General features: G+C 57.7%; 21 protein-coding genes. 10 read left to right on the top strand and 11 right to left on the bottom strand.

All coding sequences use genetic code 11. The features are described from left to right. Position 1: 1 nt before the first annotated feature. From ACQZ45_RS23570 to ACQZ45_RS23560, 3 genes are all read right to left on the bottom strand, one after another. Positions 2-805 (bottom strand): ABC transporter ATP-binding protein, encoded by an 804-nt coding sequence (locus ACQZ45_RS23570; RefSeq protein WP_080803206.1) that lies wholly within the window; start codon positions 803-805, stop codon positions 2-4. Further along, positions 802-1,626 (bottom strand): ABC transporter permease, encoded by an 825-nt coding sequence (locus ACQZ45_RS23565; protein ID WP_233278968.1) that lies wholly within the window; start codon positions 1,624-1,626, stop codon positions 802-804. Before ACQZ45_RS23565 ends, ACQZ45_RS23570 begins: the two co-directional genes overlap by 4 nt. A gap of 554 nt (positions 1,627-2,180) precedes the next feature. Next, on the bottom strand, positions 2,181-3,053 hold the full coding sequence (locus tag ACQZ45_RS23560) for a PhzF family phenazine biosynthesis protein (protein WP_045231683.1): 873 nt from the start codon (positions 3,051-3,053) through the stop codon (positions 2,181-2,183). A gap of 117 nt (positions 3,054-3,170) precedes the next feature. Between ACQZ45_RS23560 and ACQZ45_RS23555 the strand changes: the two genes are divergently transcribed. Genes ACQZ45_RS23555 through ACQZ45_RS23545 form a run of 3 tightly spaced genes read left to right on the top strand, consistent with a single transcriptional unit; the run spans position 3,171 to position 4,782 of the window. Next, the gene (locus ACQZ45_RS23555; RefSeq protein WP_045023424.1) at positions 3,171-4,067 is read left to right on the top strand and encodes a LysR substrate-binding domain-containing protein; all 897 of its coding nucleotides are present in this window, start codon (positions 3,171-3,173) and stop codon (positions 4,065-4,067) included. A 25-nt stretch (positions 4,068-4,092) separates the two neighbouring features. Beyond that, a complete protein-coding gene (locus ACQZ45_RS23550) occupies positions 4,093-4,386 on the top strand; it encodes a hypothetical protein (RefSeq protein ID WP_045231684.1) in 294 nt (97 codons plus the stop codon). 3 nt (positions 4,387-4,389) lie between these two features. Continuing rightward, a complete protein-coding gene (locus ACQZ45_RS23545) occupies positions 4,390-4,782 on the top strand; it encodes a hypothetical protein (RefSeq protein WP_045231685.1) in 393 nt (130 codons plus the stop codon). Between the two features lie 28 nt (positions 4,783-4,810). Here the strand turns inward: ACQZ45_RS23545 and ACQZ45_RS23540 are convergent, their stop codons facing one another. The 4 genes from ACQZ45_RS23540 to ACQZ45_RS23525 form a co-directional block, all read right to left on the bottom strand. Beyond that, positions 4,811-5,212 (bottom strand): hypothetical protein, encoded by a 402-nt coding sequence (locus ACQZ45_RS23540; RefSeq protein ID WP_012654983.1) that lies wholly within the window; start codon positions 5,210-5,212, stop codon positions 4,811-4,813. A 97-nt stretch (positions 5,213-5,309) separates the two neighbouring features. Next, positions 5,310-6,302: a hypothetical protein gene (locus ACQZ45_RS23535; RefSeq protein WP_045231686.1), complete on the bottom strand. Its 993-nt coding sequence runs from the start codon at positions 6,300-6,302 to the stop codon at positions 5,310-5,312. A gap of 2 nt (positions 6,303-6,304) precedes the next feature. Continuing rightward, entirely contained in the window at positions 6,305-6,805 is a 501-nt protein-coding gene (locus tag ACQZ45_RS23530) for an RES family NAD+ phosphorylase (RefSeq protein ID WP_234903667.1), read from the bottom strand. Positions 6,806-6,897: 92 nt separating this feature from the next. Then, complete coding sequence (locus tag ACQZ45_RS23525; protein ID WP_045023415.1) at positions 6,898-7,614, bottom strand: antitoxin Xre/MbcA/ParS-like domain-containing protein; 717 nt, start codon at positions 7,612-7,614, stop codon at positions 6,898-6,900. A 233-nt stretch (positions 7,615-7,847) separates the two neighbouring features. Between ACQZ45_RS23525 and ACQZ45_RS23520 the strand changes: the two genes are divergently transcribed. Together ACQZ45_RS23520 and ACQZ45_RS23515 are read left to right on the top strand one after the other, a co-directional pair. Then, positions 7,848-9,035 (top strand): hypothetical protein, encoded by a 1,188-nt coding sequence (locus ACQZ45_RS23520; RefSeq protein WP_045023413.1) that lies wholly within the window; start codon positions 7,848-7,850, stop codon positions 9,033-9,035. A 202-nt stretch (positions 9,036-9,237) separates the two neighbouring features. Further along, the gene (locus ACQZ45_RS23515; protein ID WP_045023411.1) at positions 9,238-11,748 is read left to right on the top strand and encodes a DEAD/DEAH box helicase; all 2,511 of its coding nucleotides are present in this window, start codon (positions 9,238-9,240) and stop codon (positions 11,746-11,748) included. Positions 11,749-11,928: 180 nt separating this feature from the next. Here ACQZ45_RS23515 and ACQZ45_RS23510 read toward each other — a convergent pair whose 3' ends face one another. Continuing rightward, a complete protein-coding gene (locus ACQZ45_RS23510; RefSeq protein WP_045231687.1) occupies positions 11,929-13,038 on the bottom strand; it encodes an RHE_PE00001 family protein in 1,110 nt (369 codons plus the stop codon). Between the two features lie 282 nt (positions 13,039-13,320). Between ACQZ45_RS23510 and ACQZ45_RS23505 the strand changes: the two genes are divergently transcribed. Then, the gene (locus ACQZ45_RS23505; protein ID WP_045231688.1) at positions 13,321-14,262 is read left to right on the top strand and encodes a recombinase family protein; all 942 of its coding nucleotides are present in this window, start codon (positions 13,321-13,323) and stop codon (positions 14,260-14,262) included. Between the two features lie 8 nt (positions 14,263-14,270). On the opposite strand, the gene repC is transcribed toward ACQZ45_RS23505, so the two are convergent. The 3 genes from repC to repA form a co-directional block, all read right to left on the bottom strand. Next, the gene (gene repC, locus ACQZ45_RS23500) at positions 14,271-15,590 is read right to left on the bottom strand and encodes a plasmid replication protein RepC (protein ID WP_012654975.1); all 1,320 of its coding nucleotides are present in this window, start codon (positions 15,588-15,590) and stop codon (positions 14,271-14,273) included. 214 nt (positions 15,591-15,804) lie between these two features. After that, a complete protein-coding gene (repB, locus tag ACQZ45_RS23495; protein ID WP_012654974.1) occupies positions 15,805-16,815 on the bottom strand; it encodes a plasmid partitioning protein RepB in 1,011 nt (336 codons plus the stop codon). Positions 16,816-17,044: 229 nt separating this feature from the next. Then, positions 17,045-18,262, bottom strand: coding sequence for a plasmid partitioning protein RepA (gene repA, locus ACQZ45_RS23490; RefSeq protein ID WP_041724029.1), 1,218 nt, complete (start codon positions 18,260-18,262; stop codon positions 17,045-17,047). A gap of 363 nt (positions 18,263-18,625) precedes the next feature. On the opposite strand from repA, the gene traI reads away from it, so the two are divergent. From traI to ACQZ45_RS23470, 4 genes are read left to right on the top strand one after another with little or no spacing between them, the layout of a single operon-like run. Next, entirely contained in the window at positions 18,626-19,261 is a 636-nt protein-coding gene (traI, locus tag ACQZ45_RS23485; RefSeq protein WP_041723972.1) for an acyl-homoserine-lactone synthase, read from the top strand. After that, entirely contained in the window at positions 19,258-20,229 is a 972-nt protein-coding gene (gene trbB, locus ACQZ45_RS23480; protein ID WP_012654971.1) for a P-type conjugative transfer ATPase TrbB, read from the top strand. Before traI ends, trbB begins: the two co-directional genes overlap by 4 nt. Next, positions 20,219-20,626: a conjugal transfer pilin TrbC gene (gene trbC, locus ACQZ45_RS23475; RefSeq protein ID WP_012654970.1), complete on the top strand. Its 408-nt coding sequence runs from the start codon at positions 20,219-20,221 to the stop codon at positions 20,624-20,626. The genes trbB and trbC overlap by 11 nt, the downstream gene beginning before the upstream one ends. Continuing rightward, positions 20,619-20,918 carry a conjugal transfer protein TrbD gene (locus tag ACQZ45_RS23470; protein ID WP_012654969.1) on the top strand — a complete coding sequence of 100 codons (300 nt, stop codon included), beginning with the start codon at positions 20,619-20,621 and terminating at the stop codon, positions 20,916-20,918. Before trbC ends, ACQZ45_RS23470 begins: the two co-directional genes overlap by 8 nt. Positions 20,919-20,924 lie beyond the last annotated feature (6 nt).

Here is a 20,924-nt window from a genome sequence, read left to right as displayed (position 1 = left end):
GCTAATTGCGGTGGTGGAAAAACTGGGCATGCAACTCATGGCGCAGACGGGCGAAGGCGGGATCGCCGCGGTCGCGCGGATGGGGCAGCTCCACGGTAAACCGCGCACGTACACGGCCGGGACGATCAGAGAACACCACGATCTCGTCTGCGAGATAGATGGCCTCCTCGATGTCATGTGTGATGAGCACGGTGGTCAGATTGTCAGTATGGCGGATGCGCAGCACCTCGTCCTGCATCTGGAGGCGGGTCAGCGCATCGAGCGCACCGAAGGGCTCGTCCAGCAGCAGCAACTCCGGCTGGTGCGCAAGCGCGCGCGCGATGGCGACGCGCTGCGCCATACCACCGGACAGTTGGTGCGGATAGGACCGCCCAAATCCTTCAAGGCCCACCAGCTTCAACTTCTCAGTCACGACTCGCCGCTGCTCCGCCTTGGGCAAACGGTGGAGACTGAAGGCGATGTTCGCCTCCACCGTCATCCAGGGAACGAGGCGGTGGTCCTGGAACACGATGCCTCGGTCGAGGCCCGGTCCCTTCAGCGGCCGACCGCCCAGCAGCACCGTCCCGCCGAACTGTGGTTCCAAGCCAGCGACGATGCGCAACAGGGTACTCTTGCCGCAGCCGCTTGCACCGATGATGCAGGTGACGCTGCCGTCCCGTACAACGAGATCCACATGGTCCAGAGCACGCACTTCCGACCCGTCAGGCCGACTGAAGCTTTTGGAGACGCCCTGGACCAGCAGCGTATGATCGGTAGCGGCGGGGGGTGTTGTAGGGAATGCGGCAGCGGTCATATCACCCCTCATAACCCGCTGAAGCCGGCGCGCCAGCGCACCAGACGTCGCTCAGCGAAGCGTAAGGCATCGTCGGTCAGCTTGCCAAGGACGCCGAGGGTAATCATTCCCGCAAGCACAACGCTGGCATTCGACATTACGCGGCCGTCCATGATGAGGAATCCGATGCCACTCGATGCTGCGATCAGCTCGGCTGCCACAACACACATCCAAGACATGGTGATGCCGAGCCTGAGCCCCGACATGATCTGCGGCAGGGCGCCGGGGATCATCACCTGACGGATGAAGTTGAGCCGTGGCACTTCCAGCACCCGAGCTAGTTCCACATAGCGGACATCAGTCTGATGGACAGCGTCAAGAGTGCTTACTAAAATGGGAAAAAAGGCGCCGAGGACGATGATGAAAATTTTGGCCTCCTCCCCAATACCGAACCACAGGATGGACAGCGGGATCCAGGCAATAGGCGGGATGGGTTTTAACACCTGCACCATTAGATCAGCCAGCCGGTTCAACGGCCCGATGAGCCCCATAACGATGCCAAGCGCGAGGGCGAGCACAGCGGCGATGCCGAATCCTTGGAGCACACGGGCGCTGCTTACCGCCACATGCTCGGCAAGCTCCCCACTCAATGTCATGTTCCATATGGTGCGAACGATGGTTGATGGGGCCGGCAGCAACACGGGTCGCACGGCTCCAAAATCACATGCCACCTGCCAAACGGTGACGAGCACCACAAGCGGCCCCACTCGAACGGCGAACGCGGAGAGGAGCGCGAACGGGCGATACGACGGAACTGAATGACCAATGGTGGTAGAGACAGCTTGCTTACTCACGATCCCTCCGCCCTCCCGGCTGCCACGACGTTGCGTTTGGCGTCCAGGAAATGAGAGCCGAGGAGAAGGGCGTCTCTCGAATTGAACGCACCAGAATGGACAGACCGTTGGCTGTCATCCAACCTCCTCGTCGCAATTGTAGGGTGAACCTCGTTTTCCGCGTGCCTTACGGTATGGACTTAAAACGAGCCTGAGCCTGCCAGTCTATAAAATCTATGTATAAAGTCATGAAATGTTGTTCTCTTTTATGGGCACGAGGAAGCAAAGTGAGTTTTCTAAGTTGTTCAAATGCAGATTTTTTGCTGCGGGCCATCACGTACTGGCTTTGGGGAGCGGCAGGGCAAAAGTCTCGCGTCGGCGCCGCCGGTACAGTCGTTATGGAAAATGCCGCGATCCTAAAGAATTGGCATCACGTGTTCGAGGAAGAGAGCGCCGTTGGCTCGCATAAAGGGCGGCAGCACGATAAAGTCGTCGCCCCAGAACCAGGAGACGTCACAGCGCCGGCTTGCTGGAGTTTGAAGGATCGGTACGGGCGCTAGGACCGGGTGCAAGCATTAAAGCCGGATCACGCCTCTCAACACGACAATGCCTGTCCCGGAGAGTTCCGGTTCGGGCTTCAGCCGGATATGCAGAATGCTGCGGCGGCCCATCTTGGTACCTTGTTCGATCACCAATTCGTTGTTCCTGAGGTTTCCCGTGGCTGCAAGATACGCCGCCAGAGGGCCAGCGGCGGTTCCGGTCGCAGAATCTTCCCACAGGCCAACGGTTGGATTGAAGAACCGGGCGTAGGCAGTGTTCGGTGCTTCGGCATCGAACGCATAGACATAGCAGCCTTCCGCCGCCGTCTTTCTCAGAACGGCGAGGAGCTTGCCGGCATCGGGTCGCGCCTCGTCAACCGTGCCGGCATTGCGAACGCGCACCATCAGATGAGCCGCGCCGGTGTCAGCGGGACGTGGCGGCGGTTCTGACAGAATGTCGCCCAGACCGAGGCCAAGGGCGTCGGCGAGAGGCGCGACATCACTGAGCGGGTCCGACAAGCGCAGCGGCGCCTGGCGCATGCGGCCGTGGACGCGACCGCCGATCAATTCGAGCTCGATCGGCAGAACATCCTGACCGATCTCCTGCTGAAAGGTCCGGGCGGTCGTCAGCGAACCGAGATTCCCATGTTCTCCTAGCCAGAGCCACGCACCGAGTGCGTTGTGGCCCGCACCGAACACTTCCGCACCGCTTGCGGTGAACGACCGCAGTTTCCAATCGGCACGTGCGCTCCGAAGTATGAAGGTGGTCTCGGCCTGATTGAATTCACCGGCGATCCGCCGCATCACATCATCGGTAAGGTCGTCGGCGTCCTGCACCACCGCGAGCGGATTGCCGGTCAATGGCGCGTCTGCGAAGACATCAATGAGACCTGCGACCAGTTCGACCATTTTCCCTGCTGCCTTGAATGAGTTTATTTTGATAGGGTTTGACGATCAGCACTGTACAGCCGCTTATACAAATAGAAAAAGTCAAATTACTCAGCTTCAAGGTGAACTGGATTCAGCATGAGTCGCTCTCGCTTGCCGCCATTGTCCGCCCTTCGCGCTTTCGAAGCCGCTGCACGGCGGGCGAGTTTCAAGGCGGCGGCTGAAGAACTCTCGGTGACGCCGACGGCCATCAGCCATCAGATCAAGCAACTCGAAGCCCATATGGGCCTGCGCGTCCTGGACCGGTCGCCGAGAGCGGTGACGTTAACGCCGCAGGGCAAGACCCTGTACGAGGCGACGGCCTCTGGTTTCGGCGAAATCGAAAGAGCAGTCACGCGACTGCTGGCAGATACGACCCCGACGACAGTCACCCTCTCATCCACCACTGCTTTTCTCAGCCACTGGCTGGTGCCGCGGATGGACACGCTCCGCCAGGCTGTTCCGATGATCGATCTCCGGCTGCATACGTCGAACTCCGTCGAGGACTTGCGGGCGGGTGGTGTCGAGACTGCAATACGTTACGGGCGTGGTCCCTTCCCCGGCGTGGTCAGTACCTACCTTTGCCGTGACGTGATGACACCCGTTTGTAGCGCACGGCTCGGTCTGTCCCACCCTGATGATCTGCGGCGCGCTATACTGATTCATATCGACGGACGAAACCGGCCCTCGCCGGAACCAGACTGGTTGCGCTGGTGCGCGCAGGCCGGTGTGGCCGACGTCGACACCAGTGTCGGACCCCGCTTTCCCGATAGCATGCTAGCCGTCCAGGCGGCTATCGCGGGACAAGGCGTGGTCATAGCCAGCCGGGTTCTGGTAGCGGATGCGCTTGCTGCGGGCTTGCTGATAGCGCCTTTTTCCGGGGAGCTTGCCGGAGATGCCTATCACTTTGCCTGCGCTATTGGGTTAGAAACAAGAGCTGACATCGTCGCACTTAGGGAGTGGTTTCAGGCATCGCTCGGGCCAATGTGTCATTAACGGACCTCTTTCGGCAGACGTGTCCATGGTCGATATGATGATCGAACTTGGTCCGGATTCTTTTGCGCCAACTCAACGCAATCTGAACGCCGGCAGTGGCGGCAATCTCAATCCGCGGCGCGCCATCATGAGAAAACCGCATATGGCGCTCACGTCACAGGCAGATAAATGGATATTCGATCGGCTCGAGAAGCCTCTGATGCGGTCTGGCGCGCTCGATCTCACTGATCCGCGTTTCGACCTACCGGCGGTGCAAGACAGCTCCCCGGGTGTGTTTGCGACCGTCCCACAGGTGCCAACGCAGTCTCCAGAGGAGTAGAAAATGGATATACCGCACGTCTCTCGTCAGCCACCTGAGATCGGCAGCCGAGTGAAAATCTACTTTGACCGCACGTCTGGTGATCTCATCATTGAGACCCCTAAAGGCCAGCGCAGCAGGGATTTCATGGGCGTTTGCATCAGCGACGCCGTCTTCGACACCGAGGCCACTGTAAGGGGCAGCACCCGTTGCATCGTGACGGGAACTTTTCTTGCTGTCCCGGGTTCACGTGAGAGCCGCGATATCGAGTCGGAAATCCGCGCGCAGGGCAGATCGCATCTGGAGTTTTACTGGTGGCGAGATAAGACGTGGCCACTCCGCAAAGCGCGCCTAGCGTTCATTGCGAAGCCTCATGGTGGCTTCCCGACTTCGATGGTCGTCGACGGAGGAGTCTGACAGGGGGCGCCTCGGCGCCGTCTGTAGTCTACAGATCAAAGATTTCGAGGCCTGGAATTATCATTTGCGCCGTTCCCAGCATTGGTCTGGGAAGTCTCGCTGCAAAGGCCTGCCGACCGCTATCGACAATTGCCATTATGCGATGTCGGCCGTCCATGACTGAGATCCAGCCCTCCTCTTTTGAGGTCGATGTCAGCACCGGAAAACCTATTGGTTGGTTGGAACCGACCCGGCGCACCCAATAGTCATATTTCCCTTGCTTGAAATCCACGCCGCCGCCTCTCCTATCGATCGACCAAAACCATGGTGAATGATTTCCGAGGTGCTGATCAAACCCAGCACTCGGCACGTGGACGGTTACATAGTCGTCCAGGTCCGCGAGCGGCACTTTTTCATTTGAGATATAGGTGAGGCCGAGAAGGGTCGTCATGGAGCGAGCATCTCTGATGGAATTATAGGGTTGTCGTAAATCACATGAAATTGCTGGTCAGGAGGTGAAACCAACACCCCGACATAAAGTCGGCCATTTAACCCTGCGTCCGGAAGCGTCGAAGGGCGCGCGGCGAACGGCGGTCAAGAAGCAGGACCCCGTCAAGGCCGGACGAAACACTTCTATCCTGCCGACCCGCATAGTTCTGCGACCGATCTTCAAGGGCAGAGAAGACCTGGGCGACACGCCTGCGACGCGTTGCTTCAGTCGGGGGCCGCTCTTGTACCAAGGCAAGGATTTCCTTGTCGATACCCAAGAACACACCATCATCGATCTCGCGGCCGACATAACCCGCACCAACCTGATCGGATAGATCAAGTACCGGCTGATCGAGGATAAAGGAGTAGGCTCGTGTAATCGCTTCGAAGAGATCAAACGTCACGGTGATGCCGTCACCCTTTGCCGGCGGATCCAGCACTCTGCCCTCTGCACCACCGGCCTTGAACATGAAGAAGCTTGCACAGCGCGTGGTCGGCGCCCGTCCGTTGACCGTGTGAAGCGCCGAAACCTGCCCCAGTGCCTTCGCAACGGTGCTTGCGGCTGGCGCTCGGATGCGACCCTTACTCTCGAACACGTGGCGTTCCCTTCGCTTGATGCCGATAAAGTCGGGACGCGATTTTGGAGGAGGAGGCGCTGCGCCAGCCTTCGGCACGACCGGAGCCGATGGGGATCCCCATCGGCAGGAGGCAAGACCGGCGACATGCACGAGATACTGGACGCTCATCTGACTCTGAGCATACCAGTGCGTGAATGCCTCGCCGAAAAGGAACGAAACCCCCACCTTCTCCGACTGCTCCAAACTCCGAAAATAGGCCGTCGTGTTCAAGGAGGCATCCAGATAGCCCGTCGCCATCGCGACCAGCATTTTCTCCCGCCAGGGGCCAACGGTACGGACAGCGGCTCGACGGCTGGGATAGCCGACGGTCAGCAACGAGCGGATGATGTCGGCATGTGTCGCTGGCAACGTTTTCGTGCCATTCAACGCCGTAAATCGCCCCGAGAAGTTTGCGGAAGTGACTGTAACGGGCATGCCTAACGCCCAGCCCGGATCGACACCCCGATAGACCGCAGGGCGGGTATCAGGTCGGCTTGACGAACCAACTCGACCGCCGGAGAGGCGACAAGTTTCTCACCGACAGCTCGATCGTAGACCGCCACGCAATCTGCCGCCGTGAGGCGTGAGGAATAGAGCAATCCATCGACAGCATAGGATCGAAAGATCGACTCGCTCAGTCTCTGCCCTTCCTGATGTTCCTTGCCCCGGGCTGCGTCCGTGCTGACGCCCAACCTCAGGAGGCCGGTCGTGCGCAGGTCGAGAAGAATGAGAGCATCCGTGGCCGTCACCTCAGTGACCGACCAGTCCTCGATTTCGCTCTCATCCAGCACTCGCTCCTGGGTCCCCTCGAAGCGGTCGCGCACAATCGTCTCCGCAATCGCGGTCGCGAGATCATATGCGGCATAAAGCAGTCGGAACATCTGGTTGGGGCTCGAGAATCGCGATTGGCCGAAACCCATGCCAAGCGGGGTCGACATGTGGGCTACAGGTATAATGCGGACATAAGATTGCGGGAGAAAGGCAAGCGCGAGCTCCCGAACCGTTTGGGGATCAAGTTTCACGATTCAGCTCAACCAAAATCGCGCTCAGCTGCATCCAGAACCTCGTCCAGATTGCCCATCTTGAGATTGTCGAGCGGCGTTCCGCCTATGCTTGGCTTCGGCTGGATCAACCATTGCCACGCTACACGCGGATTGCGGATGATTTTGGTGACCTGAGGCATGCCCTCGACCGGCCGACCATCCACAAACTGAGCCAGGGGAAAGACATGCTTTCGCTCGCCCCTGAGCAGACCGACGACAGCTCCGCGCTTGTGCCAGTCGTGCAGGGTCGATCGCTTCGTGCCGAACTTCTTCTCGATATCGCCCGGACCGGCGACCGGACCGGCCCAGTCTTCGATGCGGGTTGGCGTCGCAAATTCGTCGAGCCTGCGGCGCCCTTCCTCAATGTCTACCGATTGCCCCAGACCACCACCTCGGCTGACCTCCACAGGTTTTTCGACCGATACCTCCGCGAGCACATGACCTGGCTTCGCAGCCAGTTCGGCGACGGCGGCTTCCACAATATGGGCGAGTTCCGTTTCGTCGTCGGCAATCCGACGCTGTTGCTCGACAGAAAGGCGCGCTGCTACCGCAGAGACCACGGCCATGACCCTGCCAGTCGCTGCAAGAGCCGGCTTTGAAAGGCCTGGATTGTGTCGGGCCAGAACCTTGAGAACATCGGCTACCGCAGCTGGATTGACTTCTAGCTTTGCGCCCATCTGCGTTTTACGGGTGACAGCAACCATCTTCGTCTTCCTTCTTGACTACAGCCAAGATAATGCGGATTGTCCGATTTGTCCAGATTGTTGCCCTCAGATTCGGGAGCGGCCAGCACTGAGGCCCTTAGAGATTTGATGGCAAACTTACCCTCTTTTTATCGACCTGATTTACAGACGGGCAGTTAGGCTTATTCGCGTATTACTATCGGACTTTTTAGTTTGCGTATTTTTCTACTTGGCACGAGGGTTGTCGTTTCGCAATGGAAGAGCACGAAATACGGAAATGGCTGAAGGAATTTCCCGGAGCGCGCCGCGCCGCGAATGGTTTCATCATCGGCGATGAACGTGGCGAGTTCTACGTCACAGGGATCGAACCACGCGATCCAGATCTCAGCAACGAAGAACTGGTTTATGCGCCCTTCTGCTCTAAGAATGAGATTCTCCGGCTGAGGTCGTTGAGAAGCGCGCATGACTACTTGCTGCGAATTCGGGCTAACTCCGTTGCCGATTCTCCTCGAGTTACGAGGGTGCTTGCCCACCGGAAGCGTGCATTCCAGCAGAACGGTCGCCCTTGGACTCTGACGTCCTATTACGAAACCGTCAATTTGGCTCCGAGACGCTATCTTGAGCGACTGCCGAAGGCCTTACGAAAATCCGCTCGCTCAATCCCATATGGCTACGTCCCAACCCTGGAAGTGAACGCGGCTTGCTTAAAATCCCTGGTAGGCGAGGTGATCATCGTCTCCGAAGCGTTGCGCTACTTCCTCTATTTCATGACTGTATGTTTTCATGGCGCACACTATGAATTTCCGATGGGCGACCGGATTGATGCAGCCTTAATCGCCCTGCGGACGATGATAGGGTCAGAAGCCCAGGACTTTGACATCGATCCGCGAGCTAAACTTCCAGCGAGTGTGGACGCTGCTATCAAGCGCGATGTAGACGACATGCTCGAATTCACATTCGGGCATGAGTTTAGTCATTTGCTTCTAGGTCATATGGAAGAAGCATCTTCGACCGAAAATCTGGAGGATCTAAAAACCTATAACCACGATCTAGAATTCAGTGCTGACCTCCACGCGATTACAGCCATCGGGTCGGATAAAGATGCAAAACTCCGCCTTTCCAACGGCGCCTATCACATATTTCTCTTCCTCCACTTAATTGAACTTTTGGGCTCCCGATTTCTCGACATACCTCGGTTTTCGGTATCCGAGACCCATCCAGCGCCGCTTGAACGGCTGTATGCGCTGAAGGCAGCGCTTGGAGATAGGAACCAACCAACAAAGCAACATCTGGACGCACTCGTAAAGCACGTCGGCGTGGTGGCCGAGGCGCTAACACAACGAATCGACGGTGCGCCGCGGAGCGATCTGTTGTCATTTTATGGCTCCATGTATTTATTTGGCCTTGGTGGTGAAATGCGAGAGGACAGAATTGATTTCTGACTTTCAACCTTGGACGTCTGTGAATTAGTGGATGCAGAAAACATGGTTTGTCATCCTGCTCCTGCCATATCGTTAGGCGTCAGTAACGCCCGCCGAAAAAATAACCTGCAACACGTCTTTCTAAGTAGTAGGTATTTTCAATGCCTCTCTCTTGGGCATACATCTGTTAAAGCAGAACTGTCGGTAAAATGGGGGGCAAGAGGTGGTCGATTTCAAAAAGCTTCGCGAGGACAAGGCAAAGCCGAAGCCCGTCGCCCCACGAGATATCTTTCATTCCCTGCCGAAAGCCGTCGGGATCAATGACCTTTATGTTAGCCAAGCCGAAGCTCTCGATGCTTGGTATCCATCCCGGAGAAACGACAAGGATGTCGTTGTAAAACTGCATACGGGGGGAGGAAAGACCCTGGTTGCGCTTCTCATGGCACAATCAACCATGAATGAACTCGGTGAACCCGTTCTTTATCTCGCACCAACTACCCAGCTCGTCGAACAGGTTATTGCCAAAGCGACTGAATATGGAATCCGCGCGGTGCCCTACACGAGGGGGCAGCCTTTAGCCTCCGAGTTTCTTGATGGTAACGCCGTTCTCGTGGGGGCCTACGAGAGCCTTTTCAGTGGTCGCAGCAAATTTGGTGTTCGAGGTTCCGCCAAACCGGCAGTGAAAGTCGGAGGCATCATCTTAGACGACGCGCACGTCGCGCTTTCCTCTGTTCGTAAAGCATTCAGCCTGACGATCACATCGAAAGACCACCTCGAGGTCTATCAGGAGATGGCGGATCGTTTCAGGGGCGCGTTCGACGAGGTCGGACGAGGCGGCGCCTTTGCTGACATCACGAGGGGGAAGGACTTCGGCGTGATCGAGGTCCCCAGCTGGGCTTGGCTGTCCAAGGTCCCCGAAGTTCGGGAATTTCTTTCACAGCATGTCGAGGGCGTCGATCCCTACATATGGCCTCTCCTACGTGACAATCTGGCCATGTGCCACTGCCTCTTCAGCCGCAAATCGGTGACGATCACCCCCACCTTTCCGCCGGTTGATCTTCTTCCGACGTTCGATGACGCTAAACGCCGGATCTACATGTCTGCTACGATTTCGGACGACAGCGAGATTGTTCGCACATTCGGTGCCTCCCCTGCTGCAGTTGGCAGACCGATTCAGTCTTCATCGCTCGCGGGTGTAGGCGAGCGCATGATCTTGGTGCCCGAGCTGATGCCGCTCGGCAATGTCGCTATCACACCGATGGTTAAACAGATCGCGAAATGGATTGCCGGTTACGCCGGCGTCGCGATTTTGGCGCCGTCCGGGACCGTTGCCAAAGGATGGTTGGATACTGCGGAATATCCAGAGACAAGTGAAGCGGTTAGCCACCGTATAAAAGATATGCAGGCCGGATCGTTCAAGGGTCCGATCGTTCTTGCTAACCGGTACGACGGCATTGATTTGGCTGGTCAGTCTTGCCGCCTGCTGATTATGGATGGCCTGCCACAGGGTACGACCGACTACGATATGTTTCGGACGAGTGTTCTTGCAGATTCCGCGGTCAACTCGTTGTTGGCCCAGCGGATCGAGCAGGGCCTAGGGCGCGGCTCTAGGGGGGGCGGCGATTTCTGCGTGGTCGTCCTGACGGGAAGCGATTTGGTTGCATGGATCGGACGCAAGAAGAACCTTGAGCATCTGACCGCGAGCAGCCGGGTACAACTCAACGTGGGACAGGAAGTGAGTGAGGCTGTCGCCAGCTATCAGGAAATTGGCGAAACGATGCTCAAGTGTTTGAACAGGGATCCGGATTGGGTTGCCTACCATGCGTCAGAGTTGGCAGCCGCCACCCGGCCCCCGGGGATCGACGAACTGTCGCTGAAGGTCGCCGGTGCTGAGCGCAGGGCTTTCCGGCTGGAAAGAGTGGGACAGTATGAAAGCGCCATTCAAGAACTCGAACACCTGATTTCCTCACCAGACCTTGCCCAGGATGGTCAGAGAAGGGCATGGCTTTCCTCGTTGGCAGCTCGCATCGCTTTCCATATGAATGATGATCACAAAGGTCAGCGACTTCAGACGTCAGCTTTCGCAACCAACAACAACCATATCCCACCTCGCATCCGACCGGCCTACATTCCGCGACCAATGGCTGGTCCACAATCCATGGCGATTGTTAGCCGAATCCTCGAATATCAACGTCGTGGATCGCTCATTCCTGCTTATAACGAAGCGGTCTCGGCTTTAGTGCCCGACGCCTCCCCTTTCCAATATGAGGAAGCGTTAAAGAACCTTGGAGCATATCTTGGTTTTGACGCCGAGCGGCCGGAAGCAGTGCACAAAACAGGGCCTGATGTTTTGTGGCGAACGAGCGGTTTGTTCGATTTCGTCATAGAAGCCAAAAGCGACAAGGAGAAGGACAACCCGCTCTACAAGAACGACCATGCTCAACTCCTAGAAGCCGAGCAATGGTTCAGGCGATGCTATCCCGGAAGGCAGTCTTTGCGGGTTTCGGCGCTTCCGGAGCCCATCGCCGATCGGAAAGCAAGCACCCAGGGAACGTACGCCCTCAAATTGGAGGAAGTGACAAAGCTCGTCGGAGCGGTCCGCAATCTCTATGTCTATCTAATTGGGCAACCCGGAGACAGGGAGGCTCTTCAAGAGCGCTGTGAGGCTGAATTGCGTCGTACTGGCCTAACGCCGGACGGCATCAAGACGATCTATTTAACTGAGTTCAAATGAACGTTGCCGCCCTCTCCTGCGGATTTTTACGGCGGCGAATGCGTGTCGTTTGCGACATGCGTCGCCACGAATGAGCCGCGAAACAAAAGGAATTCTATGACCAGAAACATCTAAACGCGCGAGGACGCGACCGCCTCAATTCGTTCAATTCTCGCACCGACCATGTTTGCCGCCTTCACATCAAATCACACCCCATGCACGGAAGCTTCCTCTCCCCGTCACTTCCCGAACGCCGAGTTCGGCGACGAGATCGAGCGCCGCACGATGGCTAACCTTCAATTCCTTGACTATCATCGACGAGGACACGATCGGTCGCGTCATCAGCAAGTCCACAACGCGCGGCAAACTGCTGGACGAGCGCTTTCCCTTCAGTTTTCGCTCGAGGTGCTCCCTCGCCTGTCCCAGCCGAATGACTTCCTTCATGGCCAGTTCAGCGCTGCTCGCCATTGCATCCAGCCCGGCAAGCACTCGTGATACGCGATTGTGTGATCGCCGCCGTTCCCGCGGCACAGCTTTAAGACCGGAGCAGATGCCAAACAGGTGCGAGGACACCTTTCCGCGCACCCGGAAATATGAATTCACGAGTTGGGTACCAAGCCAATGCTGCCGCTGCAATGGCTCCATGCTTTCCCATGCGTCCCATATCACTGCGGCCGCCAAGGTAGTCGGCAAGGCGTCAGCCTGAGCCAGAACCGCTCTCCAAGCCGAAAGGCGCCCTTCCTCGTCCCATCCCGGATCCCGGACAACGAGCTCACCGACCATCAGAGGATCCGCCTTGCTGCCCTCCACCGTTACCACCGCTTCGAGTGCGCGGGTCGACCGATCAAGAACTGCATCGATTTCGGCCATCTCCGCGGCGAAACAGTTGTCCTCTTCGTTCAGCGTCAGTTCGGCGGGCAAGGGCGATCTCCCCTTCCCTACCGACTCTCGTTCCGCAGAGCCCTCTGACCGCCCCACCAGGTTTACGATCCCAGCCCTGCTCGTCGCCCAGTCAGGGTCAGCTTTTTCGATGCGCCGCCGCGCTCTCAGGATCGAATGTGCGATGGTGATTTCGTGGGTCGGGGTACGCACATCCCGATTTGCGTCGTGGAGAACGAGATCCTCGATGTGGACAAGCTCGCCTGCGATCCACATGCTTGCGGCCGCCTCGGTGAAGTGAGACCTTTCGGTAAAGCCCTGCCTGACGGGGCTGCGACGAACAATTTCGTCCAGACGCGCGATTTGATCTTCTGCCCTTGCGATAGCCGGAAGCAGCACTGTCAAAGGCAAATCGCCAATTTCATATCTCATTGTTTTAACGTATCTATTTAGACCATCTTGAAGCTATAATAGCATACACTTCAATCATAGCAGATACTTTTTCTCGCGCGCGTACTATTTAGAGCTGCCAAGGCGTTCGAACTGTACAGGATTAGCGCCGATGGACGTGACATCGATGAAAACCACTGTTTTCCAGCCACTTGCGACGTGTTTACTTTGACTCCAAAGGACCAAGAGACGTTTACAAACGATCGTTTATCCTTATCCTCTACGTTTGGAAAAATGCTCTTTAACACTCCTCAGGCACTGCAAATGGCTGCTAACACCAAGAATAAGGCTTCCCGTCGACCACAGGGCCGGCTGATCGGCTATGCACGCGTGTCTACGGACGAGCAAGCGACGGAAGCCCAGGAAATCGATTTGCGATCGGCGGGGTGCGATATGATCGTCCAAGAACACGGATCCGGCGCCTCCCGTGCCCGGCCTGCCCTTTCCAAACTCGTTCGCGAGATCGTCGCCGGCGACACGCTTGTTGTGGTACGGCTTGATCGTTTGGCGCGCTCGGTCAGCCATCTGCTTGAGGTTATCGAGGATCTGACGGTGAAGGGCGCGCATTTCCGGTCGTTGCGCGATCCCATCGACACGTCGACGCCGCAGGGAATGTTTTCCCTTCAGGTTCTCGGCGCCGTGGCGCAGCTCGAACGCGCGCTCATTTCCGAACGAACGAAGGCGGGTATCCGGGCAGCCAAGTCCAAGGGAAAGCTTTCCGGCAACCCCGGCATCCGGGAAAAACGCCCCGAGGTGTTGGCCAGGATGACCGCGGCCCAGAAAGCGGCATATGGCGATCGCATCCAGGCCTCGGCGAACCAATGGCTTCCGACCGTTCGGCGCATGCGGCCGGATCACACATGGGACGACATCGCACGAGTGCTCAAGCAGCGCGGCCTCGAATGGACGCCAGAACGTCTTCGCCGAGCTGTGAAGTGGATGGTGTCTGAACGCATGGCGGATCCGGCGCTGCTGAAAAAATCTCTGCCCCGTCTTCCCGAAGACCGCCTGATGACGCTTGTGGCTGGCATTCATTCTTCGAACCCGGACCTCAAGCTTCGTGAGATCGCTGTCCAGCTTGAAAGATTGCACGAACGTACGCCGCGCGGTGGATCCAAATGGTCGCCCTCGTCCGTCAAGAACCTGATCGATCGCGCCCGACGTTCCGGGTTGATCACCGAGGTCGACATCGCGGCGGCTGAATAGCGAGGGGATCACCATGATCTCGGCTTTCGCAGGTTTTTCAGCAGCGATTCCGATACGTGGAGGCGGCTGTCATCCTCGACCTCCTCATCAGTTCGCGGCTTTCCAGCGCCGGCTGCATTCTTCTGCTCGTCCAGCTTCGCCCGGAGCAACGCCATAACCATCGGCCAAGTCGAAAACTTCCCGTCCTTGGCCCGGTCGGTCAGGCTTCGGAGATAACCGCCGGCGTTGTTGATCTGACCGGCCCGCTGATAGATTGACGCCAGCGTGATCGCAGCGTGTTGCTCGCCCATGGTTTCGCGGGCCTCCCGCCAGGCGCTCGGACTAATCCCCAGCATCGGCCGGGCAAGCTCAGCCGCCGCCAGCAAGTCCCGCCAATGCCGGATTGTCCCTCCCTGGGCCAGTTCCTGAATTTCGGGGCAGGCATCCATCACTATCCCCAAAGGCAGCTCGCGTTTCGGCAAGCTCCGCACCTTGTCGGTTTCCGCAACGCTGCCGCCCGCTTCTACATTTTTTCCAGAGCCGTATTCAGATTCAGATTTAGAGTCTGGTTTTGAATTCTGTTTGTGGCGACCGAAATGGGACTCATTGCCGTCCAGTTTCATTGTTTTTGCAAATGATTCCAATACGTCACGTATCTCGGTGCAGAGATCCTGAAGTTCGTGACCAATACTCTCGACAAGCTGACGGGGTGCAGAGCGCGGCAAGCGGCCGATGATCCCCTGATAGGTCTGTGTAACTCTTCCCCAGTCTCCGGGAACGCCTTCTTCGACGCCAGTCTCGATCATTTTGACGATGTCGCGGCGAAGCAGAGTCAGCCGTTCCTTGGAGACCCGGAAGGCCTTCTTTTCAGCTTGCACCGCCTGGGCCAAATCTCGGAACTCTTCGGCCCGCGCTACGATCGGCGACAGATCGAAGCCGTAGGCCTGCTCGATCTCCCCTCCCCTTCCCTTGCGAGCGAATCGCTTGCCGTTGGGACTGTCGCGGCGAATGATGAGCCCGCAATCAACCAGTACGGCAAGATGCCGGCGCAGTGTCGTGGCGGGCATGCCGTTGGCGCGAGCCATCAGCTGCTCGTTAGAAGGCCATACGACCAGTTCGGCGCCACCAGTCAAGGTGGTCTCCGGGTAAAACGTCAACAGCGCGTTCAGGATCGAGAGCGAGCGGTCCGTGGCTCCGATCAGTTCCCGGGATTCACGGATGTGCTGGAAGACCTGCCATTTGTTGGCGACAGCGTCTGATGCGACCGCTTTTGCGACCATCTGGCTTGCAAGATGGCCGAGTGTCATCGGCCGCCGCCCAAAGGACGTCGTTGAGATATGCGTCTGCATTTCCTTTTACCTTTTGTTAGGCAATAGAAATCCGCCCGTCGAAATGACGCTTTCCCTTACGGGACCCTTGACTACGATTTCTGGAAATGCGATTCTCTTAGCTGCGAGACTACAGAGAAGGTCTTCCGGAACGCCGTTTCGGGGGCCTTTTTCTTTTGCGGTGAGAGCCAGTCCATCTCAATCGAGCGAAGCTTTGAATTGGATGAAACCCTGGCTATTGGTCGAGCTTGCCTCCTCCGGTTGTTTCAATAAATTGGGCGTACAGACTATCCAACTGGTCAGCGACATATTCGCCAAAAGTTGGCACCAGTCTCTCGTCGAAAACCAGAGCTGTTCGTCCGGTTTCTTGTCGGATCGTCGCAGCCTTTTTCCCCTTTGGCGTGCTCCAGGCCCTTACCTTTTTTGGAGCCTTAGCGGGCGGCTTTGAAACGGCGTTAAAAATGAGGGCAAAGCGGGCATCGCTATCGGAGTGCTTGAACTGCTCTGACTCAAGCACCGCTTCGATTGCGTCCGTTGCCTTGGCCTTCCCAAGCCCCTCGGCAAGTGCGACCCAACGCGATCGACCCGCTTTCGACGCTGGACCAATTTGCGTGGCAAGGTTCAGCGGTATGCCCCTGGCTACCGTTATGTAGCGGCTGAGGTCGGCCTTGTCAGTGGAAAGCGCGGCAATGATGGTGGCCCGATCAAAACCCGCATCTTCGAGGCGCAGGGCGAAGAGAGCCTTCTCAATGAACGAGAGGTCAGCACGGTCAAGATTTTCGCGGCCCTGGGCCACGACCAGTTCACGGTCCGTGAGATTTCGGACAATTGCAGAAACCTCTCTGCGCAGATTTACTGCCGCGCGCAGTCGCCGCCTTCCATATACGATTTGATATCGACCGGCAGCCTCAGGATGCGGTCTGACAAGAATCGGCACCTGCTGCCCCTCCTGCGAAATGCTCGCCTCAAGCTGCTCGAACTTCGGATCGACGTCCGCGGGCAGCCGATCCGCGATCGGCGACCCGTCGATCATGGATGGATCCAGGAACACGACGGCTTCGCCCGCAGCCAGTTGATCCTGCAGCCGAGCTGCAGCTTTTGCTCCCTCGGCCATCTCTTGCAATGACGAACCCATGGCCGAAATCGCTCCGGTACGAACACGAACGGCTGACTTGTCGACTGCTGTTCTATCGGTCGCAGGTTGCTTCTTGAGAAACAAGGAGTCGATTGCGTCTTTACGGCTCATAATGTCGGCCTCTTGGTTTTGGGTGCGTGCCGTCGGATTTTTGATTGCACACGCGCCTGGTTGGGAGCTCCCAACAGGAAAAGGCGACTGAGCCCTGGCCAACTAGCTAGGGGCATACGTCGGTGTCTCAAACCAACGCGATATTTCCAGCTCCCGTTTCCCAGTGGGCGATTCAACACATCACGGTTGGGAGCTCCCAACAGCCCCACGGGAAGCGCGCCACCCATCATCATGCTCGCCCCCACGCAGTCTTGATCAAAGCCTCGATCTCGGAGTTCACGGCATCCAAAGATTCCATCGCCCGGTCGTATGTCGAGCGCGTAAGGTTCTCTCGCCCTATCTCATAGAGGGTCTGCTTGGTTAAACCGGCATCAGACACCGCTGCCGACTTGACCATAGGATTTGTAAGGACGTGATCCTCGAACATGTTGCGCAGCAGTGCCGCCACTTTCGTCTGCGGCGCGTCCTGGGGTTCATAGCGCGTCAAGAGATAGCGTATGAAATCGTACTGGAGATTGCCCCCCGCCTCTTTCACGACACCCAGAAGGTCGCGTGTCATGAGGAGAAACTGGCTCATGGAAGCGATATCCAGCATCTGAGGATGTACGGTGATTACCATTGATGTTGCAGCACACAACCCGCTGAGAGTCAGAAACCCAAGCTGAGGAGGGCAGTCGATGACCACGACATCGTAATCGTCGGCGACCTCATCAAAGGCTTGGGCCACGCGAGTGAAGAACAATCCGTCGCGCGTACCTTTGTCAGTCAATGCTTTCGGGGTGGTATGCTCGAACTCCATAAGCTCGAGATTTCCAGGAACAAGGTGAAGACCATCAAAATACGTCGGTCGGATCACATCTCGCAACGGACGACGTGTCTCGTCATACCGAATAGCCGCATAGAGCGTTTCGTTTGCACCGACATCAGTTTCTGGCAGAACGCCGAGGAGTGCTGAAAGACTAGCCTGCGGATCGAGATCGACTGCGAGAACCCTGTAACCTTGCAACGCCAGATACTGTGCAAGATGAGCGGACGTCGTCGTCTTCCCAGAGCCACCTTTGAAGTTGGTTACGGCAATGACTTGCAAATGCTCAGAACCTCGGCGATGAGGCACAAAATCAATGCTTTCACGTCCTCGAGTCGAGCCGGCAAGCATCTGCCGGATTTCATTTATCTGACCGAGGGTGTAAAAGCGCCGCCCGTTGCTGGCGAGTTCAGGTTGCGGCCCTTCGCCAGCCAGTGTCATCTTGCGAAGCGTCGAGTCAGATATTTTCATCAAACGTGCGGCTTCACCCGAGGTAAATTTGCGCAAGCTCTTGTGTGATGTCGGAGGAAACAAAGCCTCGCTCATCGCTTGAAGCTGAGAGCTGAGCTGCTCAGCATGCTCACCAATGGTGACATCTACCGACGGGCGATCATTTCGGGATATGGCAGCGGCTTTGCTCACGGTGTAATCTCTTGTCACGGTTAATTGGCGCGTATTGCCATTTATCCGTGACGATTACCTAATGCGGGTGAGGTTGCAAGACGTTTTTGGTTAATGAAAGGTTACGCCCGTTTCAATCGAAATCACACTAAATGCCGATTCTTCAAATGCTATCTGTGAGTTAGACCGATTCTCTTCTTCTGTGCGACGTGGCACCAAGTGCAGATTCGCACAACCTTGATGGTGTCTGGCCGGCCTCACCCGCTCGCATTTCGCGCCCTGGAACGCCGACTCGGTAGAATCACCTGAGGTGCAAATCTGCACGTAGGCAAACGCGCCGTGAGATGATTTCTGTCCGCATGACCTGTTCATGCGGAGATCATGATGCGGATACTGACAGTCTCGCCGGACCAATACGAACGTAATCGAAGCTTCCTCAAACAAATGCACCGTCTTCGCGCGACGGTGTTCGGCGGCCGCCTGGAATGGGAAGTCTCCATTACAGAAGGGGAAGAGCGCGACCAGTACGATGGTTACAAGCCAACCTACCTTCTGGCGATTACCGATAGTGGACTTGTCGCAGGCTGCGCCCGTCTTCTTCCGGCTTTCGGCCCTACGATGCTGGAGCAGACTTTCCCCCAGCTCCTCGAAACGGGTTCGCTCGTCGCGCATTCCGGGATGGTCGAGAGCTCGCGCTTCTGTGTCGATACCGCGCTTGTCTCGCGGAGGGATGCAAGCCAGTTGCATGTCGCTACGCTCACCCTGTTCGCCGGCATCATCGAATGGTCTATGGCCAATGGCTACAACGAGATCGTCACGGCGACCGATCTTCGCTTCGAGCGTATCCTGAAGCGGGCGGGCTGGCCTATGCAACGGCTCGGCCAACCGGCCGCAATCAGCAACACCATCGCCATTGCGGGAAGCCTGCGGGCCGATCGTGCCAGCTTCGAGCAGGTTTGCCCTCCAGGCTATTATTCCATCCCCCGGATCGACGTGGCAGCGATCAGGAGTGCCGCGTGACCCAGCTGCGCTCCCATTCGCGTCTGGTACGCAAACTCCAGGACGCCCTCGGCGACCAGCTCTGCGTCGCCCTCGATGATGCGACAGTGGTCGAGATCATGCTGAACCCCGATGGCAAGCTCTTCATCGAGCGCCTGGGTCATGGGGTTGCCCCCGCAGGCCACCTCAGCCCCGCCGCGGCGGAAGTGATCATTGGCAGCGTCGCCCACGCACTGCAATCCGAAGCCGACGACGAGCAGCCGATCATCTCCGGCGAATTGCCAATCGGCGGCCACCGCTTCGAGGGCTTGCTGCCGCCGATCGTTTCCGGACCGAGCTTCACGATCCGGCGTCGCGCGTCGCGCCTGATCCCGCTCGACGATTATGTGAAGCACAAGATCATGACGGAGGCGCAGGCCTCGGTTCTGCGCAGCGCGATTGCGTCTCGCATGAACATCGTGATTTCCGGTGGCACGGGCTCGGGAAAGACGACGCTCGCCAATGCAGTCATTGCCGAAATCGTCGCCAATGCGCCGGACGACAGGATCGTCATTCTGGAGGACACCGCCGAGATCCAGTGCGCGGCTGAGAACGCCGTTGCGCTCCACACAAGCGACACAATCGATATGGCTCGGCTTCTCAAGAGTACGATGCGCTTGCGACCCGATCGCATCATCGTCGGCGAGGTCCGCGACGGCGCGGCGCTTACGCTGCTCAAGGCATGGAACACCGGGCACCCGGGCGGGGTCACCACCATCCATTCGAATACGGCGATGTCGGCTCTTCGCCGGCTCGAGCAACTGACCGCGGAAGCGAGCCAGCAGCCCATGCAGGAGGTGATTGGCGAGGCTGTCGATCTGATCGTCTCGATCGAACGAACGGGGAAGGGGAGGCGGGTCCGCGAAGTCATCCACATCGAGGGTTTCGCAAACTCCCGTTACCAGACCGAACACTACGCCCAAATCGATGAGGATAGCCATGTCGCGTAAGACCCAAATCACCCTTGCGCTTGCAGCGCTAGCCGCCTTCTCCTGGATCAGCATTGTCAATCCGGCGTTCGCCTCTTCGGGCGGGGGTGGGTTGCCGTGGGAATCTCCGCTGCAACAGATCCAACAGTCGATCACGGGACCGGTGGCTGGATTCATCGCACTCGCAGCGGTGGCGATCGCCGGTGCCATGCTGATCTTCGGGGGAGAACTGAACGACTTCGCCAGGAGGCTTTGTTACGTCGCCCTTGTTGGCGGCGTGTTACTCGGCGCGACCCAGATCGTCGCTCTCTTCGGTGCGACGGGCGCTTCGATCGGCGAGTTTGAGGGGCGAGCCGGATCTTGGAATGTCGAACTGTCTTCGGAGCTTCGAACGGAAGGGGAGGGGGCTCATGGCTGAACCCGGCTCCAATCTTGCCCGCTCTCGAATACATCGGGCGCTATCACGCCCGAACCTGCTAATGGGCGCCGACCGCGAGCTGGTTCTGCTCACCGGCCTTGCCGCCGTGATCCTGATCTTCGTGGTGCTGACCTGGTACGCCGCGCTGTTCGGCTTGGCTATCTGGCTGGTTGCGGTTGCTGCTCTCCGCATGATGGCGAAGGCCGATCCGCTGATGCGCCGCGTCTATCTGCGGCACGTGTCCTATCGATCCATCTACAGGACGACCTCGACGCCGTGGCGCAAGTTCTGAAGAGGC

It is taken from the genome of Agrobacterium sp. 16-2014-1-2a (assembly GCF_053522705.1).
This window is presented reverse-complemented; position numbering and strand designations above follow the sequence as displayed.